16 protein-coding genes are annotated in these 16,905 nt (G+C 66.6%); 5 read left to right on the top strand and 11 right to left on the bottom strand.

Annotated features, from left to right (window positions below):
- Positions 1-18 precede the first annotated feature (18 nt).
- Both BVC93_RS13360 and BVC93_RS13355 read left to right on the top strand, forming a co-directional pair.
- Positions 19-771: a response regulator transcription factor gene (locus tag BVC93_RS13360; RefSeq protein WP_083737827.1), complete on the top strand. Its 753-nt coding sequence runs from the start codon at positions 19-21 to the stop codon at positions 769-771.
- A complete protein-coding gene (locus BVC93_RS13355; RefSeq protein ID WP_083737825.1) occupies positions 768-2,285 on the top strand; it encodes a sensor histidine kinase in 1,518 nt (505 codons plus the stop codon). The genes BVC93_RS13360 and BVC93_RS13355 overlap by 4 nt, the downstream gene beginning before the upstream one ends.
- Before the next feature lie 57 nt (positions 2,286-2,342).
- Here BVC93_RS13355 and BVC93_RS13350 read toward each other — a convergent pair whose 3' ends face one another.
- The 9 genes from BVC93_RS13350 to BVC93_RS13310 form a co-directional block, all read right to left on the bottom strand.
- On the bottom strand, positions 2,343-3,347 hold the full coding sequence (locus BVC93_RS13350; RefSeq protein ID WP_192860313.1) for a CaiB/BaiF CoA transferase family protein: 1,005 nt from the start codon (positions 3,345-3,347) through the stop codon (positions 2,343-2,345).
- Positions 3,344-4,516 carry a hypothetical protein gene (locus BVC93_RS33585; RefSeq protein ID WP_192860312.1) on the bottom strand — a complete coding sequence of 391 codons (1,173 nt, stop codon included), beginning with the start codon at positions 4,514-4,516 and terminating at the stop codon, positions 3,344-3,346. The genes BVC93_RS13350 and BVC93_RS33585 overlap by 4 nt, the downstream gene beginning before the upstream one ends.
- Positions 4,513-5,688: a CaiB/BaiF CoA transferase family protein gene (locus BVC93_RS13340; protein WP_083737819.1), complete on the bottom strand. Its 1,176-nt coding sequence runs from the start codon at positions 5,686-5,688 to the stop codon at positions 4,513-4,515. The genes BVC93_RS33585 and BVC93_RS13340 overlap by 4 nt, the downstream gene beginning before the upstream one ends.
- 43 nt (positions 5,689-5,731) lie before the next feature.
- Positions 5,732-6,466, bottom strand: coding sequence for an IclR family transcriptional regulator (locus BVC93_RS13335; RefSeq protein WP_192860311.1), 735 nt, complete (start codon positions 6,464-6,466; stop codon positions 5,732-5,734).
- A 114-nt stretch (positions 6,467-6,580) separates the two neighbouring features.
- Entirely contained in the window at positions 6,581-7,537 is a 957-nt protein-coding gene (locus BVC93_RS13330; RefSeq protein WP_197687551.1) for a 2-hydroxyacid dehydrogenase, read from the bottom strand.
- A gap of 100 nt (positions 7,538-7,637) precedes the next feature.
- Entirely contained in the window at positions 7,638-9,092 is a 1,455-nt protein-coding gene (locus BVC93_RS13325) for an Nramp family divalent metal transporter (RefSeq protein ID WP_197687550.1), read from the bottom strand.
- 38 nt (positions 9,093-9,130) lie between these two features.
- On the bottom strand, positions 9,131-10,585 hold the full coding sequence (locus BVC93_RS13320) for an aldehyde dehydrogenase family protein (RefSeq protein WP_083737815.1): 1,455 nt from the start codon (positions 10,583-10,585) through the stop codon (positions 9,131-9,133).
- Positions 10,582-11,271, bottom strand: a complete 690-nt coding sequence (locus BVC93_RS13315) for a hypothetical protein (RefSeq protein WP_083737813.1) — start codon at positions 11,269-11,271, stop codon at positions 10,582-10,584. The genes BVC93_RS13320 and BVC93_RS13315 overlap by 4 nt, the downstream gene beginning before the upstream one ends.
- Positions 11,268-12,386 (bottom strand): zinc-binding dehydrogenase, encoded by a 1,119-nt coding sequence (locus BVC93_RS13310; protein WP_157516903.1) that lies wholly within the window; start codon positions 12,384-12,386, stop codon positions 11,268-11,270. The genes BVC93_RS13315 and BVC93_RS13310 overlap by 4 nt, the downstream gene beginning before the upstream one ends.
- Before the next feature lie 119 nt (positions 12,387-12,505).
- Here BVC93_RS13310 and BVC93_RS13305 point away from each other — a divergent pair, with 119 nt between their 5' ends.
- Positions 12,506-14,146 (top strand): acyl-CoA dehydrogenase family protein, encoded by a 1,641-nt coding sequence (locus BVC93_RS13305; RefSeq protein WP_083737811.1) that lies wholly within the window; start codon positions 12,506-12,508, stop codon positions 14,144-14,146.
- A gap of 296 nt (positions 14,147-14,442) precedes the next feature.
- On the opposite strand, the gene BVC93_RS13300 is transcribed toward BVC93_RS13305, so the two are convergent.
- Positions 14,443-14,796, bottom strand: coding sequence for a VOC family protein (locus BVC93_RS13300; RefSeq protein WP_083741023.1), 354 nt, complete (start codon positions 14,794-14,796; stop codon positions 14,443-14,445).
- Positions 14,797-14,980: 184 nt separating this feature from the next.
- Here BVC93_RS13300 and BVC93_RS13295 point away from each other — a divergent pair, with 184 nt between their 5' ends.
- Together BVC93_RS13295 and BVC93_RS13290 are read left to right on the top strand one after the other, a co-directional pair.
- Positions 14,981-15,559 (top strand): hypothetical protein, encoded by a 579-nt coding sequence (locus BVC93_RS13295; protein ID WP_083737810.1) that lies wholly within the window; start codon positions 14,981-14,983, stop codon positions 15,557-15,559.
- A 73-nt stretch (positions 15,560-15,632) separates the two neighbouring features.
- Complete coding sequence (locus BVC93_RS13290) at positions 15,633-15,884, top strand: hypothetical protein (RefSeq protein ID WP_083737808.1); 252 nt, start codon at positions 15,633-15,635, stop codon at positions 15,882-15,884.
- A 37-nt stretch (positions 15,885-15,921) separates the two neighbouring features.
- On the opposite strand, the gene BVC93_RS13285 is transcribed toward BVC93_RS13290, so the two are convergent.
- Complete coding sequence (locus BVC93_RS13285) at positions 15,922-16,860, bottom strand: AraC family transcriptional regulator (protein ID WP_083737806.1); 939 nt, start codon at positions 16,858-16,860, stop codon at positions 15,922-15,924.
- Between the last annotated feature and the right edge of the window lie 45 nt (positions 16,861-16,905).

Raw genomic sequence — 16,905 nt, 5'->3', positions numbered from 1 at the left:
TCTGTGACGTCTGCGCCGATGGAGAAACAGGAGCCCCGCCGGGCCATCCTGGGACAGTTACCCAGGATGTACCGCGCCGACGGGTCGCCCATCCGGGTGCTGCTCGTCGACGACGAACGCGCCCTGACCAACCTGGTCCGGATGGCACTGCAGTACGAGGGCTGGGAGATCGACGTCGCGCACAACGCGGACGAGGCCATGGAGCGGTATCAAGCCAACACCCCTGACCTGCTGGTCCTCGACATCATGATGCCCGGTACCGACGGCCTCGGCGTGCTGGCGCAGATGCGGGACACCGGCACCTACACGCCCACCCTGTTCCTGACGGCGCGGGACTCGGTGGCCGACCGGGTGACCGGGTTGACCTCCGGCGGCGACGACTACATGACCAAGCCGTTCTCTCTCGAAGAACTGGTGGCACGGTTGCGCGGACTGCTGCGCCGCACGGCGTTCCTCACTCCGGCCGCGGACGAGACGCTGCAGGTGGCCGACTTGGAACTGGACGCCGCCAGCCGTCAGGTGACACGGGCAGGCGCTGCGGTGTCGCTGACGTCCACCGAGTTCGACCTGCTGCGCGTGCTGATGCGCAATCAACGAAAAGCACTGAGCCGCAAAGACATCCTGCGTCAGGTGTGGGACTACGATTTCGGCGGCAAAACCAGCATCGTGGATCTCTACGTGTCCTATCTTCGCAAGAAGATCGACACCGGGCACGCTCCGATGATCCATACCGTCCGCGGCGTCGGGTACATGTTGAGGGCCCCGGAATGAAACGCATCTGGGGCAGCTGGACCCTGCTCCGCCAGCTTGTCGTCGGAGTGTCGGCGGTGGTGATGATCGCGCTGGTCACCGTCGGCACCATGTCCGTGGTGAGCCTGCGAGCGTCGGTGCTCGGCATCATCGACGGCCAGCTGGCCGGCGCCTCCGACGGCTGCATCCAGTCGATGGCCAAATACCGCAGCACGCCGGGCCCCAGCGGCGAGCTCCCGGAACCGGGTTCCATGAAACCTCTGGTCAACCTGGTGGGGCAGGCCCCGGGCAACGTCGTCGCCCTCATCCAGGACGGTCGGGTGGTTGACTCGGCGTACTTCATGGACGGCGAGGCCACCACCGCGCCTGAGGAGGCAGTCGAAGCGATAACCCAGCAGTCGTGGCTCGGCGAACCTGTCCGCAGTGTCGAACTGCCCGGCCTGGGGTGGTACCGGATGGTCGGTGTGCCCGGCGAGGGCAACGAGATCCTGGTGACCGGGGTGTCGCGAACACCGGCCTGGGAGGCGATGGTCCGCGAGACCGCGATCGTCACCGGGCTGACAGCCTTGGCGGTGGTGTTCACCGCGCTGGGCACCATCATCATCGTCCGGTTCGCACTGCGGCCGCTGCGCCGGGTCGCCACCACCGCAGCCGAGGTAGCGGCGCTGCCCCTGGATCGCGACAACCACGCCATCACCCCCCGGGTGCCCGCCGGCGACACCGATCCGCGTACCGAGGTGGGCTTGGTGGGCGACACCCTCAACCGGTTGCTCGCTCACGTCGAGCGCGCCCTGGGTGACGTCGCGGCATCGGACCGACGGATGCGCCAGTTCATCACCGATGCCAGCCACGAGCTGCGGACCCCGCTGGCCGCCATCAGCGGTTACGCGGAGCTGACCCGACAGGACAGTTCGGTGCTACCGGAGATGACGGAGTACTCCCTGGCCCGCATCGAAGCCGAGACGCAGCGGATGAACGCACTGGTGTCCGATCTGCTGCTGCTGGCGCGCCTCGACGAGGGACAGGACCTCGACACCACCGATGTCGACCTCACCGAGCTCGTGGTGGACGCGGTCAACGACGCGGCGGTGTCCGCGCCCGCTCATTTCTGGCACACCGACGTCCCCGAGCACCCGGTGTTCGTCCGCGGTGACAGCGCCCGGCTGCACCAGACGCTGGCCAATCTGCTGTCCAACGCCCGAGTGCACACCCCCGACGGCACCACGGTGCGCACTGCCGTGGCGACCGGACGCACCGACTCCACGAATGAGGCAGGGACTGACTTCGTGGAGGTCACGGTGACCGACGACGGTACCGGCATCGACCAGGAGCTGTTGCCACACCTGTTCGAGCGGTTTGTCCGCGCCGACAAGTCCAGGTCCCGCGAGTCCGGCAGCTTCGGGCTGGGTCTGTCCATCGCCGCGTCCATCGTCGAAGCGCACGGCGGCACCATCAGCGCCGAATCCAGTTCGGGAAGAACAGCTTTCGCAATCCGGTTGCCAACGGTGATGCAGCCCGCCACGACGTCGGCGTGAGTCAGGTGCGCCCCACGCCGTCGAGTGCGTAGCGCAGTTCGTCGGCCCGCTCCGCCCTCAACGCAAGCCGGCGATCTCCGACTCGCTGAACCCGAACTCGGACAACACCTCCTCGGTGTGTTCGCCCAACGTCGGCGGATGACGGTCCGGTTGGCTCACCGCAGGGTCGAACTGCACTGGGGTGCCCACCAGGGTGGTGGAACGGCGTCGGTTCCTGCTCAGGGTCACTGTTCGTCCAGGCGGACCCGGCAGGACGTCGCCCAGTCCGGCGACGCGCACGGCGGTGACACCACGGGCCGCGGCGACGGCCAGCACCGACTCGACGCCCCCCTGGGGCGTGTACGGGCCGGTGTGTGAACACGTTTCGTCGACCCACACCGAGCCGTCCGAACACTGAATCACCTGGCCGCCGGTTCGATGCTTCCCCCCGGCAATCAGGTCGGCCTGTGAATACAGCTGCGCATCCAGGAGATTGAGCGTAATCACGGTTCCGGCTCCGGTTGACTCGCGTCGCCGGACCGCGGCGAGCACGGCGATCCCGGCCAGTATCCCGCCGGCGAAATCGGGCAGGCTGACACCCAGCCGTATCGGATGCTCCGGATCGGTGGCCAGCATCGCCCCGCTGATGCCCTGGATCAACGGATCGTTGCCCGGCGCTGTGGACAGCGGGCCGGACTCTCCGAATGCGCTCACCGCACAATGGATCACCGCCGGGTTGTGTCGTGTGATCGTTTCGGCGTCGAGGCCCAGCCGGGTTGCTGCGTCCGGGCGGAAATTGTGCATCACCACATCGCAGTCCGCCACCAACCGGCCCACGATCTCGCGGCCCTGTGGCCTCTTGAGATCGAGTTCGACGCTGCGCTTTCCCCGATTGAACCCCAGAAAGATGGCGCTGTCTTCGTCGGAATACACATTGCCCATGGAGCGGCTGATCTCGCCGCGTCCGGTCGGCTCCACCTTGATGACATCTGCGCCCAGGTCGGCCATCAGCATGGTGCACCACGGCCCGGCCACGAAGTGGGTGAAGTCCAGGATCCGCAGACCAGCCAGTGGCCCGGTCATGCCGACGGGCGGGCCAGTGACAGCGGCGTCCAGTCTGGGCGGCTCAGGCGCCACGCCGCTTCCACAGTCCAGTAATTCCCGTAGGGCATGACGTCCTCCTGCGGGAAGCGCGAGAAGCCTGCGCCGGCCTTGTCCTCGGGGAGCCGGCCCCAGCTGCTGTGCAGCACCACCCCGCCGGAGGTCAGATGACGGGTGAACAGCGCCTCGGCGATGTCTTGTCCGGCCTGCCGTGCCCATGTCGCAGATTCGGCGTCCAGGTCGGCCAGCCGCAGCAGGGCGTTGGCCGCGATGGAGGCGCTGCAGGAGTCCTGCGGGATGGCGGGGGCGGCGGGATCGCCGAAGTCGTAGAACGGCACGTGCCCCTCGGGCAGATGGTCGACGTACCACCGGCAGGCCGCCCTGGCGACGTCCAAGAACTGCTGCTCACCGGTGGCCTCGTAGGCATTGACGTGACCGTGCATGGCCCAGGACTGACCACGCGCCCAGGTTGTGGTGTCGTTGAGGGCCTGCATGTTGAACCGCTTGCGCACGGTCGCGGTCTCGAGATCGAATTCTATTGCCTGGTAGGTCGATCCGTCCTCGCGGATGATGCCGCAGTCGAGTAGTCGCCGGGTGTGGCGCAGCGCGTACTCGGTGACCTCCGGATCGTGCGGATAGGCCCAGTAGAAGGGCAACAGGTTCAGTCCGGTGTCGATCACCGCACGATTGACGCCGGCGACCTGCAGGAAAACCCCGAGATGTTCGTCGAAGTTGCGGGCGTACTGGCGTACCGCCCGCAGCCCCAACTCGGCCAGCTGCGGGTCACCGGTCAGGCGGGCGCCCAGACACACCGCATAGAACAGGTCACTGCCCGCTGCGGAGAAGCGCGGCGGGCGCTCCGACAGAGTCCGGCCCACGATGTTCGCGAGAGTCGATGCTGCCGCACGGATCTCGTCGTCGTCGAAATGGTCGGCGAGCAACCACAACCGGCCGGCCAGAAAGCCGGTCCACTGGAACTCCCGCCAGGTGTCGGGCAGATACTCTGTCTGCCGCAGATAGCCTCCGGTGTCGTAGGTGAACCGGGGGACCACACCCGGCTCGCGCAGCATGTCGATCACCGGCTGGGCGCCTCGGCGCGCGGCGGCCAGGGCGAGTTCGGCGGTGGTCTGCGGGGTTACCTGGGTGGTCATCTCTGCGACTCCTCCAGCCATGTCAGGATTTCTTCGGTGTGTTGACCGAGCGCGGGCGCGGTGCGTCGGACGCCCGGCCGCGCCCCGTCGAATCGCATGGGCAACCCGACGGTGGGCACTGCTGGGCCGTCGGGCCCGGCAGCGAGTGTGCTGATCAGTTGGTTGTGCACCACCTGGGGATCGGTGAGTGCCTCGCCCAGCGAGTTCACCGGTCCCACCGGCACTCCCGCGCGCTGCAACCGGCCGAGCCACAGTCCGCGGTCAGCGGCCGCGAACAGAGGATCGAGAATGGCGATCAACTCCGGTCGGTTGGCCACCCGATCACGATTGGTGACGAACCGGCTGTCGTCGGCGAGATCGTCGCGCTCCAGTGCGATGCACAGCAGGCGCCAGAACTTGTCGTTGATGACGGAGAGGTAGAACCACTTCCCGTCGGCGCACTCGAAGGCCTGGTAGGGCGCGAACTGCGGGTGCGCGCTGCCCAGCCGGGGCTGTTCTTCGCCATTGATCAGGTACTCCTGCGCACGGGGCCCGAGGGCGAAGACCTCGACGTCGAGCAGGTTCAGCGAGACCCGGCTGCCCCGGCCGGTGCGTTCCCGGCCGTGCAGCGCCGCCAGGATGGCGTAGCCGGCCATCATTCCGGCCCCGAAGTCCGGGACACTGACTCCTTGGCGCGCGGGCGGGCCGTTCTCTGCGCCGGTGATGGCCATGGCGCCCGACATCGCCTGGATGATCGGATCGTTGCCGGGCAGGTCCAGGCCAGGACCGTTCTCGCCGAACGCGGAGATGGAGGCGTACACCAGTCGAGGGTTGATCTCCGAGAGGGTGCCGTATCCCGCGCCCAGTTCGTCGGCCTTGCCTGGGCGCAGGTTCTCGACCACGACGTCGGCGCGGGCGGCCAGCCGATGCAGTGCCGCTTGTCCCTCGTCGGACTTCAAGTCCAGCGCGATGCTGCGCTTGTTGCGGTTCAGCGCCAGGAACACCGCGCTGCGTTCACCGGCGTAGACCGCCCCGGCGTCGCGGGACATATCGCCTTTTGGTGGCCGTTCCACCTTGATGACGTCGGCGCCCAGATCGGCGAGCACCATGGTGCACCACGGCCCCGCGGCCAGGTGGCTGAGGTCCAGGACGACGAGCCCGGACAGGGGTTGGGTTGGTGGTGGGGACGTCATTGCCTCTCCCGTTGTACGTGTGCGGAGGCAGCGTCCCGTCGGGTTAGCCGGTCGGGTGTAGCGCTGCCGAAATACCTTGTGCTGCAGTGCGAACCTGAGCGCCGAGTTCGGCCAGATCGGCGTTGGGATCCAGATTGGTCAGACTCAGTGCGGCTACCGGTTCGCCCTTGGCGTCGAGGATCGGGGCTGCGACACCCCAGATCGCCGGATGGAACTCGTGGCGATCGGTAGCCCACCCGGTGCGGTTGGCCTGGTCCATGGCAGCTTCGAATGCCGCGGCATCGGTGATGGTGTCGGCTGTGACGGCCACGAAGTCGTGCTCGGCCAGCCACTGGCTGCGCTGCGCCGCCGGAAGCCCGGCCACCAGGGCCTTCCCCAATGATGTCGCGTGGGCGGGCAGCCTGGTCCCGACATGCGTGATCACTCGCACCGGACTGCTCGGGTCCTCGACCTTCTCGAGGTACATCACGTCGTGTCCGTCGAGCACCGCCAGGTTGCAGGTCGACTGTGTCTGTCTGGAGAGTTCCTCCATGATGGGACGGGCAAGTTCGCGGAGCTCGCCGACTTCCAAAGCCGTTGCAGCCAGGGCAAACAGCCGCATACCCAACCGGTAGCGCTGAGTGGTCTCGTCCTTGACCACCAATCCCCTGGCCACGAGAGTGTGGAGCAGGCCGTGTGCGGTGCTCTTGGGGATGTCGAGGGCCTGGGCGATCTCCATCAGGCGCAGCGGAGTCTTGCGTTCGCCCAGAAGCTCGAACAACGAGATGACCCGATCCACCGAGCGGACTGTGCCGTCCTGACCGACCACCGATTCCGCCTCTCGTCAATACCGTGAGCTGCATCGAGACTAACGTTGCGCTGCGACCGATGCGATGGTCGCCCGGCGCTCCGCTCATATCGCCGTGACCTGGGTCAACGGCTCGTCGCCGGCCAACACGGCCAACACGTTGTCCGCCGCCAGCAGTGCCATGGCATCACGTGTCTGCACACCGGCGCTGCCGAGATGCGGTGTCAGCACCGTGTTGGGCAGTGCGGTCAGCCCCTCGGTGAGAGCCGGCTCGTACTCGAACACGTCCAGCCCGGCGCCGGCAATGCGCCTCTCGGACAGTGCCGTGACCAGCGCAGCCTCGTCCACCAACGGACCCCGAGAGGTGTTGATCAGCACCGCACCCCGTTTCATGGAGCGCAGTTCGCTACCGCCGATCAGGTGGTGCGTCTGCGGGGTGAGCGGGCAGTGCAGGCTCACCACGTCCGATGTGGCCAGCAGCTGGTCCAGTTCCATGGTGGCGACACCGGCTGCTGCGGCTGACTTACCCTCCAGGGCAACGACGTTCATACCGAACGCCGTTGCCCGGCGGGCGACCGCCTGACCGATGCGGCCGTAACCCACGACGCCCAGTTGCAGGCCGCCGAGGTCACGGCCCAGCATCCACCTCGGTTCCCAGCGCCACGGTGCTCCGCTGCGCAGGAACGCATCTGCTTCCACGATCCTGCGTTCGACGGCCAGCAACAGCCCGATCGTCAGGTCTGCGGTGGACTCGGTGAGCACGTTGGGGGTGTTGGTCACGATCACCGAGCGTGTGGCGGCCTCGGCCAGGTCCACGTTGTCGAAACCGACGGCCAGGTTGGCCACCACCTTCAGTTGTGGCCCGGCGGAGTCGAAGAACTCCGAGTCCACCGAGTCGGTCAGCAGTGTCACCGCGGCCGCGGCGCCCGACACCGCGTCGAGCACCTGCGGCCGGGTGGCCTGCGCGCCAGGTCCGATCAGCACCGGCAACGGCCCGTCCGCCAGGCGGTCCATCGCGGGGTCTCCCAGATGCCGCGAGACGAACACGTGCGGTGCCGTCACAGCATGCCCACCGATCGAACCAGGACCAACAGACTGACGAACAGCACCATGAACACCATGAACCGCACCAGTAAGCGCTTGACCATTGTCTTGCCTCCAATCAGCCGAGGAGCTGTCCGCCGTAGAACAGGATCAGACGCAGCGAGAAGTAACCGAAGAAACACGCGGCAAAGATCATCGCTCCGAGCCGGAAGCCGCTGAGGCGGATGGATTTCGGCAGTGCGCGGCGGTTGAGGACGGTGACCAGGATGGTGTAGACGAACATCACGACACCGCTGAGCGCCCCTGACACCACAAGCAGCAACAAGGGCTGGCTGAAGCCCGAAAGGATGATCGTGCAACCCGAAAACACCAGCGTCCACACCGCGATGGCGTAGATCTTGCTCTCCGACCACCGATGATTGTTCTGCAGATACACGGTTTTCAGCACATCGGCCACAATTCGGCATGGGTAGTCGACATTGGCCAGCGCGGTCATCAGCAGACCGGCGCCGCCGATCACCCAGAACAGGGTGCCGAACCAGCCGCCGACGTCCTCTTTCAGCGCTTGACCCATACCTTGGACGAACACCAGATCCCCGGATCCGGGAATCTCGCGATCGTAGACGGTTTGGTACGCCACCAGCGACAACACGGAGATAGAGAGAATGGTCAACAGCCAGAACGAGATCAGCTGCTCGATGTTGGCTACCCGCCACCAGTTGCGGAACCTGCGGAGGTTCTCCTCATCCTGGCGCACCATGCTCCCGGTTGCCGCCACCGCCTGATCCTCGCCGGTGATCGGCGAGACCACCCGTGGGATATGAGAGCCCATCCCAAACCCTTTGTCACGAATCCAGTTGCTCTGTGCCAGATTTGCCAGAGCCCCCGCCCCGGCGAAGGCAATGGCGCCCAGAACCACGGCAGGATTCAAGCCCTCGGGAATCGCGCCGAGGCCGGTGCCGATACCGCTGACCGCCGTGTGCAGGTCACCCCACGCCTGCGGCCCGACAGCGACGGCGATGGCAACGAGTAGGAACAGCACCACCGCGACGACCTTGACCGTCTCGAGCTTCTCCAGCGTGGTGTAGACCACCGGCGACAGGGTGAGCGTCAGCGCCATCGCGATCAACGCGATCACCGCCACCCACGAGGCGGTGCCGCTGTCATAACCCAGCGCGAACCCCAGAATTGTCGCGCCGCTGGTTGCCCAGCCCGGCCAGACGATACAGATGAACCCGCAGACCGCCATGATCGCGCCCCACGGCTTCCACAGCCGTACAAAGCCGGCTACCGCCGTCTCGCCGGTGGCCAAGGTCCAGCGTTCGATCTCCATGTTGAGGAAGTACTGGACAGTGACGCCCACGAGTGCTGCCCACAGCATCACCAACCCGACCTTGGACGTGATGTACGGCCACAGGATGTACTCGCCGGAGCTGACAGCCAAGGCCGCCATGATAATCGACGGACCAAGAACCTTTTTCAGCTTGGGTGCCTCCGGGATGTCCTTGTAGGGCATCGGCGGCAGGAACTTCGAGGGTGGTTCCGGCGCGAAGGTGTTACCCGCGTTGGCCATGGCTTGTCCTTTGTTGGGAGGACCGCCCGGTCGCGTCGTCACAGGCCCGGGGCGAGGTAGACGGTCTTGGTCTGGGTGAACGCGGCCGCACTGGTGTAACCGATCGAGAAGGCGCCCACCCCGGATTGTTTCACCCCGCCGAAGGGCACGTGCGGTTGGGAGATCGTTCCGTGGTTGACGTGCACCATGCCGGCACGGGCTTCACGTGCGAAGCGCATCGCCACTGACATGTCCCGCGTGAAAACCACTGCAGCCAAGCCGAAATCGGTGTCGTTGACCACGTGGATGGCCTCGTCGACGTCACTGACCCTGGTCACGGTCAGTACCGGGCCGAAGATCTCCTCGCGGGCCACCCGCATCTGCGGAGTCACCTGGTCAAGGACCGTGGGCGCGTAGTAGAGGCCGTCGGGGACGGGTCGGTTTGCCGACGTGCGCACCGCGCCGTCTGACAGTCCCAGATCGACGTAGCCGCTCACCCGCTCGTACTGGTTTCGGCTCACCACCGGGCCCACCTGGGTGTCGGGATCGGTGGGATCGCCGACCACCAGGCCGTCCCACACCGCGCTGACGGACTCGACGAACTGGTCGGCGATGGCGTCGGCGACGATGACCCGGCTGATGGACGTACACCGCTGGCCGGCCGCCTGCACCGCGGCGGAGGTGATGTGACCGATCACGGCGTCGAGGTCGTCGGCGGATTCGACGAATGCGGCGTTCTTGCCACCGAGTTCGAGCTGCACCTGCCCCAGCCGGGCGGCCACAGCCAGGTTCACCGACCGGCCGACGGCGGTGGATCCGGTGAACGACACCGCGTCGACGCGGGCGTCGTTGACCAGCGCGTCACCCACTGTGGCACCGCTACCGCACACGACATTGAGCACGCCTGCGGGGATGCCGGCTTCGCGAGCCAGATCCGCCAGGGCCAGTGCCGTCAGTGACGTCTCCAGAGCCGGCTTGAGCACCACGGTGTTTCCGGTGACCAGGGCGGGGGCGAGTTTGCGCAACGGCGCCACGGCCGGGAAGTTCCACGGCGTGATCGCGGCCACCACACCCAGCGGTTCGAGCTCGGTGTAGATCAGCTGACCGGGCGTGCGGCTAGGGATGGTGGCACCGGAGAGCCGGGTGCCTTCGGCAGCGGCGAACTCGGCCTCCATGCGGGCACGACCCAGCTCGCCGCGGGACTCGGCCAGCGGCTTGCCCATCTCACGGGTCATCAGCGACGCCAATTCCTCGGCGTGCGAGGAGATGACGGCCATCCACTCGCGGATCAGGTCACCGCGCACCGGCGCCGGCGTGGCTTGCCAGTGTGCGGCGGCCGCCACGGCGGCGTCGAGGGCCGAATCAATCTCTGCGGCAGTAGCTTCCGGTACCAGGCCCACCAGGTCGTCGGGATCGGCGGGATTGCGGCACTCGTGGGTGGTGGTGGCCGGTGATGGTTGGTTGTCGATGAAGTTGGCCGGCGTCTTGATGCGCTCGGCGATGGATGTGCTCATGCGTCGATCCTTTCGGCGTCGGTGGCGGGAACGAGGTGAAGCTTGTCGACCCAGGGGCGCACCCAATGGCCGTTGTCGATGTCGCGGGTGAAGGACTCCTCGCGAGCGGCGATGGCGCGGGCCTCGGCCGCGATGTGGTCGGCGTCGGCGACCGGAACCACCACCACGCCGTCGCGATCGGCCACGATCAGATCACCCTGATGAATCACCGTGCCGCCGAGTGTGATTCGGCCACGAATCTCGCCCGACCCGTCCTTCCACGGGCCGTGCGGGCATACCCCTCTGGCGTACACCGGCAGGTCGATGTCGCGCAGCTCGGGCAGATCGCGGATCACCCCGTCGATCACCACAGCTTTGGCGCCCTTGGTCGCGGCGTAGCGCAGCAGCAGTCCGCCGGCGATGGCGCGGTCCAGTGCGCCGCCGGCGTCGACCACCAGAATGGCACCGGGGCGCACCAGGTCGGTGGCTCGGTGTACCACGATGTTGTCGCCGGGTTCGGAGCGCACGGTGTGGGCCGGACCCACGACATGGGTCGCGTCATCGACACCCGAGAGCGGCACCAATCCCACGGCGCACCCGCTACGTCCGCGCGCGTCGGAGATGCACCCGGTGGGCAGACCGTCGAACAGGGCGAGCACCGTGGGATCGGGCGCGTCGACCTCGGGGTACAACAGGGCGCTGCTCATCGGTCCAGTCCCGGGTTGATGACGGCCTTCATGACAGCGCCGGCCCGGACGTCGGCCATTGCCCGGTTGACGTCGGACAGGGCGTACTCCGTGGCGATGCTGCGGACATCGAACCGTTCCAGGACTGCGGGCAGCAGCTGGACGTAGCGGATGTAGTGCCGGGCCGAGAATCCCCAGGAACCGTGTACCCGCAACTGCTTTCGGGTGATGTAGTGCGGATTGATCGGCGTGGCGCCGTTGTCGGTGTACTGGCCGATCACGCTGTACTGGGCTCCCGGGCGGCACAGATCGATGCCTTGCGCCACCGCTGCGGGAACACCCGCACATTCCAGGACCACATCGGCGCCGAGGCCGCCGGGGGTCAGCGCGCGGACGGCGTCGGCCCGCTCGGTGGCGTCACTGCCGTCGGTGACATCGAAGTAGTGATCGGCCAGCCCCAGCGCTTCGGCCTGTTCCAGCCGAGAGGCGGGCCCCCCGAGCATGATGATCCGTTTGGCGCCGCCGAGGCGGGCGTAAATCGCCGCGGCCACACCGACCGGTCCGCTGCCCTGCACCACCACGGTGTCGCCGACCCCGACGGTGACCTCGTCGAGAACACCGTGCACCGCGGTCGGGCCGGCGCAACCCAGCGGGATGACATCCCGCGGCTCCACCCCGGACGGCAGCTTCACCAGGACGGTGCCGGGCTGCAGGTAGATCTGGTCGGCCCACCCACCGGACAGGTGCGGGAACACGTCTGCCGATTGATTGATGCCGTAGATGCGGCGCGAACCCACACACAGGGTCGGCTGCATCTCGACCAGGCAGAACTTGCAGCGCCCGCAGGAGATGTTGTTCAGCCACGAGACCGCATCGCCGGGGGCCAGCGGTTGGCCGAGCACGTCATGGGTGAGCCCCTCGCCCAGGGTGTTGATGTAGCCCGTCGCTTCGTGGCCGAGCACCACGGGAACCGGAATCGGGAGCTTTCCTCGCTGAAGGTGAAGGTCGGTGCCGCAGATCCCCGCGTAGGCGACATCGACGATCGCCGACATCGGTTGGGGCTCTGGGACATCGAACATGGCGACTTCTACGTCGGTCTCGAACTTCTGCAAAACCGCGGCACGGCTCTTGGTCATGAACGCCCTTTTCGTTTGTTCCTATGTACGAACGTCGTTCGAAATAAGGTACCATCGGTGTGATGCGGGGCACAAGTGAACGGCATCGCAATCAGCCATCACAGGAGAGGAACGGACTCATGTCTGAGTGCATCGACTCAGCTCAGGACCTGTTGGAGACGGCACAGCGTCACCTCAGCACCGCGGTCGACACGCTCGCGAGCAGCACTCGCAGTGCCGAGGGCCGCGTCGACCAGCAAGCCCTTGACGCCCACCAGGTGGACCTGGTCGACGTGGCTCAGGTGGCATGTCTGGTGGGGGCGGGGCAGTCACTGGCCCGCCGTGCCGCTGCCGGCACCGCCGGGCCTGACGGCGACTCGTTGGCCCTGGGGTTCGCCGGATACGTGGCCGGCGAGGTGCTGTCGAAATCAGCAGGGCGCCAGACACTGTGGGGTAACGGAGTCGAGTTCCCGGCCTCCGCTCTGGCGGCGGCGCGCGACGCCGAGCTACTGACCGCGATTGCCAGACGACTGCCAACACAGGGATACCGCGACCTGCCGATCGGAGAGGATCTGGACACCGCGCGCACGGTGTTCCGTGAGTTCGGCCGGGATCGGATCGAACCCTTCGCCGAGGCGTTGCACCGACATGATCAGGACATCCCCGATGCAGTCATCGACGAACTGGCCGCCATGGGGTTCTTCGGGATGGGCATTCCCGAGGAGTACGGCGGCTCCTCCACCGGTGGGGACTCGGCCCACAGTCACCACGATCTGCTGGCCATGCTGGTGGCCACCGAGGAGATCACCCGCGCCTCGATGGGACTGGCCGGGCCCTTCGTGACCCGCCCCGAAATTCTGGCCACCGCCTTGATGAAAGGTGGCGACGCCGCCCAGGCCAAACGTTGGCTGCCCGACGTAGCAGCCGGCGCGAAGATGGTCGCGGTGGCGGTCACCGAGCCCGGATACGGCTCTGACGCAGCCAATCTCACGGTGCGCGCCGTCCGCGACGGTGACCACTACGTCATCAAGGGGGTCAAGACCTGGTCGACATTCAGCGGTCGGGCCGAACTGCTGCTCGTGATGGCCCGCACCGGAACTGTGCAGCAGCGCCACAAAGGCCTGTCGTTGTTCGTGGTGGAGAAGCCCGCCTTCACCGGTCACACCTGGACCTGGGACAGCCCACACGGCGGACGTCTCGAAGCCCAGGCAATCCCCACCATCGGCTATCGAGGTATGCACAGTTTCGAGATCAGCTTCGATGACCTACGTGTGCCGGCGGACTGTTTGATCGGCGGCGATGACGCACTGGGGCGGGGCTTCTATCTGCAGATGAACGCCTTCGCCAATGGCCGGACCCAGACGGCGGCTCGTGGCGTCGGACTGATGAAGGCAGCGCTGGGAGCGGCATTCCGCTACAGCCACGAGCGTGCAGTGTTCGGCCGGATTCTCTTCGATTACCAACTGACGCAATGGAAGTTGGGCATGATGGCCTGCCACGCGGCGGCCTGCCAGGCCTACGCCTACGACGTCGCAGACTTGTTGGCCGCAGGCGGGGGCCAGCTGGAGGCTTCGATGGTCAAGTCCGTGGCTTGCCGCTCCGCGGAGTGGGTGACCCGCGAAGCGCAGCAATTGCACGGAGGCTACGGCTATGCCGAGGAATACCCGGTGTCGCGGTACTTCCTGGATGCTCGGGTACTGGCACTGTTCGAGGGAGCCGATGAAACTCTCGCGCTGCGGGTCATCGGCCGCGGGCTCGTCGAGCGTGCGCCGGCGCGGTGAATCCTTCGGGCGGGGCGGTGGAATGAAGGCTGAGATGAGCAGACGTCATCGGCGGGAACGGCACCTCGGATGGGTTCGACTTGCTTTGGCCGAGTATCTGAGAGGCCTGACCCCAACGTCTCCGGCGCTGGGGTCGGTGGCTGTCGGAGAGTTTGTCCCCGCCCTCACCGAAGCCGGTCGGCCGCGCGTCGACCCTGAGCGTCGACGTCCTTGACGAGGGTTCTTACCGAGCCTGGGGTCTGGAACCGGCCGCGGGTACGCTGCCGGATTCCGGACTGTTCGAGAGTGTCTGAAAGTCAGCGCGTCAGCGGACTGTAGAACACCAGACCATTGCCCATGTTGTCGTAGACCACTGCTCGACGTTCATGGGCGTCGTCGTATGGGCCGCGCACGATGCCGCCACCGCTGGCCTCGACCGCTTTGGCGGCGGCATCGACGTCCGCGGTCTTGATCCCGACCACCACTTGGCCGGGGATGGGATGGTCCACCGACGTCGCCAGCGCCAACGTCACCGGTCCGCCATCGAGAGCGGCGAAGTGCGCGCCGTCGCGGAACTTCAGCGTCATGCCAAGGGTGTCGGCATAGAACCCGATGGACTCGTCCAGGTCGTCCGTGGACAGCAGGATCATCTTCACTTCATGTGTGCTCACCTGTGTCACGCTAGTTCCGTCGCGTGGGCCCGTGGCAGCGGCTTTGGTCGCGCGATGTTGGGTCCTAAAGCCTTTCCGAGTCTCGATCATCGCCTTACCGTGACCTTAAGTAGTCCTTATTTTTCTTAAGATCTGCGGTACGGTGGGTGCTCAGCACCGGAGGAAGTGACGGAAGGAACTCGACATGGGACACCAGCCCGAACGAATCGTCCTGGTCACCGGCGCAGCCGGAGGCGTCGGCACAGAGGCTGCCAGGCTCCTTTCCGCCGCAGGTACCCGCGTGGTCACCGCCGCCCGCTGGGATGAGGACAGCATTTCGGCTGTCATCGATTCCATCGGCGCGCAGTACGGCCACCTCGACGCGGTGGTCATCAACGCGTCCTGCGGCCTGGACATCGACTCCGATCCGGCCGACGCGGTAAGCCTCAGCCCCGAGGCCCAGCGGCGGTTGGCTCGGCAAGCCGTGCCGCTGATGCCCGTCGGCGCACGCATTGTCTTCGCCACCAGCCACCAGGCGCACTTCTATCCCGCGAAGGCCGTACCGAAGGGGTACGCCGCCGCCGCCGCCAGCATGCGGGCCGGCGAGACCGCGCTGTATGCCCTGCGGTCCGAATTCGCGCAGGCCGGTGTCTCGTTCACTGTCGTCTCGGGCGACATCACCAGCCGCCGGCAGGTCGCAGCGGCCGTGGTCAGCGCGGTCGACGCCGCTGCCCCATCCGGCATGGTCTACGTCGGCCGGGCCAACTACCAGATGACCGCCTGATACTCAGCGACCCGACAGACCTGCCCCGCAGCCGGTATCTTCTACCGTCAGCGGGACGGCAGGAGAGGTCGCAATGTTTCTTCCAGTACCGGCGGGCAGCACCGTCGGCGGCTTGATCACGGTGTTGGTTGCAGTGGTGGCGGTCATGGTCATCAGTGCCGTGTGGGTCTATCGGGACGCCACCGCCTCTGCTCACCGGGGCCGCCCGATCATCTCGAGCGTGGGTTCGGTGCAGTTGAAGAAGCCCTTGGTGTGGTCACTCGCGGTGCTGCTGCTCTGGGAGATGTGCTTCCCGCTCTACATCACCAGCCGTAACGCCGCCTGAGCCTTCTTCCTCGACGGCACATTCCAACCGACGGTCATCACTGACCTGAGGCAGGCGCCGCAACCCGCCGGAACTCACTCGGGTTCATCCCGCGTACCCGCTTGAACGCTGCGCTGAACCCGAATGGATCCGAATACCCCACGGCGCCGGCCACTTCCGCGATGGTGGCAGCCTTGTGCTGCACCAGCAGGTCCGCTGCCAGCGTCATCCGCCAGCTCGTCAGATAGGTCAGCGGCGGTTCGCCCACCAGATCGGTGAACCGCTTGGCCAGCGTAGAGCGCGACACTCCGATTCGTCGTGCCAACATCGCCACCGTCCACGAAGCGGCGGGTTCGCCGTGCATGAGTCGTAGGGCTTCGCCGGCCACCGGATCGCGCTGCGCGGCCCACCAAGCCGGCGGCTGGCTGTCAGGCCGGTCGAACCACTCCCGCAACGTGCACACCAACATCCAGTCCAACAGCCGGTCCAGCACCACCTGCTGCCCCGGCCGGTCGACGGCCACCTCGGCGGCCACGTGGTCCAACACGGGATCACCGGTACCGCCGGCCTCGACCCGCAACACCACCGGTAGCGCGTCCAGCAACCGACGGTTGATCTCACCACCCACCGGATAGGCCCCGACGATCAACGTCGCGCCCTCGCCGCCATCAGCGTCCGCCCAGCCCAGCCGGTGCTGGGTGCCGCCCAGCTCGGGCGTCGCGCAGAATTCGCCGCATGGCACCGATTCCGCCTGCGTGTCCAGGTCGTCGACAAAGGTGAACGTCCCCGGCCCACGCACCACCACCGTCTCGTAGGAACGCAGCGGCTCAGGCGACCCGTGCTCGGGCACGATCCAACCCGAGCCGTTGAGGATGGTGCACAAAGTCAGGGGCGCACCGTCGACGAAGTGCAGCGACCACGGCGGGCTCAACGCCGTGCTGCCGAACAGTGAACCGTGCGCCCGCACCCCGCGAAACAGGTCGGCAAATGCATCCACCTTCGTCAGGTTAGACGAATGGACAGGCATTCCCGCTTTTTACCC

The organism is Mycobacterium sp. MS1601 (assembly GCF_001984215.1).
Lineage (GTDB): Bacteria > Actinomycetota > Actinomycetes > Mycobacteriales > Mycobacteriaceae > Mycobacterium.
The sequence above is the reverse complement of the archived record's forward strand: the minus strand, read 5'-3'. Positions and strand labels throughout refer to the sequence as shown.

Excerpts from the sequence above, each read along its gene's own strand:
- BVC93_RS13360 (WP_083737827.1), top strand. The coding sequence starts at position 19 with ATGGAGAAACAGGAGCCCCGCCGGGCCATCCTGGGACAGTTACCCAGG.
- BVC93_RS13355 (WP_083737825.1), top strand. The coding sequence starts at position 768 with ATGAAACGCATCTGGGGCAGCTGGACCCTGCTCCGCCAGCTTGTCGTC.
- BVC93_RS13350 (WP_192860313.1), bottom strand. The coding sequence starts at position 3,347 with ATGACCGGGCCACTGGCTGGTCTGCGGATCCTGGACTTCACCCACTTC.
- BVC93_RS33585 (WP_192860312.1), bottom strand. The coding sequence starts at position 4,516 with ATGACCACCCAGGTAACCCCGCAGACCACCGCCGAACTCGCCCTGGCC.
- BVC93_RS13340 (WP_083737819.1), bottom strand. The coding sequence starts at position 5,688 with ATGACGTCCCCACCACCAACCCAACCCCTGTCCGGGCTCGTCGTCCTG.
- BVC93_RS13325 (WP_197687550.1), bottom strand. The coding sequence starts at position 9,092 with ATGGCCAACGCGGGTAACACCTTCGCGCCGGAACCACCCTCGAAGTTC.
- BVC93_RS13320 (WP_083737815.1), bottom strand. The coding sequence starts at position 10,585 with ATGAGCACATCCATCGCCGAGCGCATCAAGACGCCGGCCAACTTCATC.
- BVC93_RS13315 (WP_083737813.1), bottom strand. The coding sequence starts at position 11,271 with ATGAGCAGCGCCCTGTTGTACCCCGAGGTCGACGCGCCCGATCCCACG.
- BVC93_RS13310 (WP_157516903.1), bottom strand. The coding sequence starts at position 12,386 with ATGACCAAGAGCCGTGCCGCGGTTTTGCAGAAGTTCGAGACCGACGTA.
- BVC93_RS13305 (WP_083737811.1), top strand. The coding sequence starts at position 12,506 with ATGTCTGAGTGCATCGACTCAGCTCAGGACCTGTTGGAGACGGCACAG.
- BVC93_RS13295 (WP_083737810.1), top strand. The coding sequence starts at position 14,981 with ATGGGACACCAGCCCGAACGAATCGTCCTGGTCACCGGCGCAGCCGGA.
- BVC93_RS13290 (WP_083737808.1), top strand. The coding sequence starts at position 15,633 with ATGTTTCTTCCAGTACCGGCGGGCAGCACCGTCGGCGGCTTGATCACG.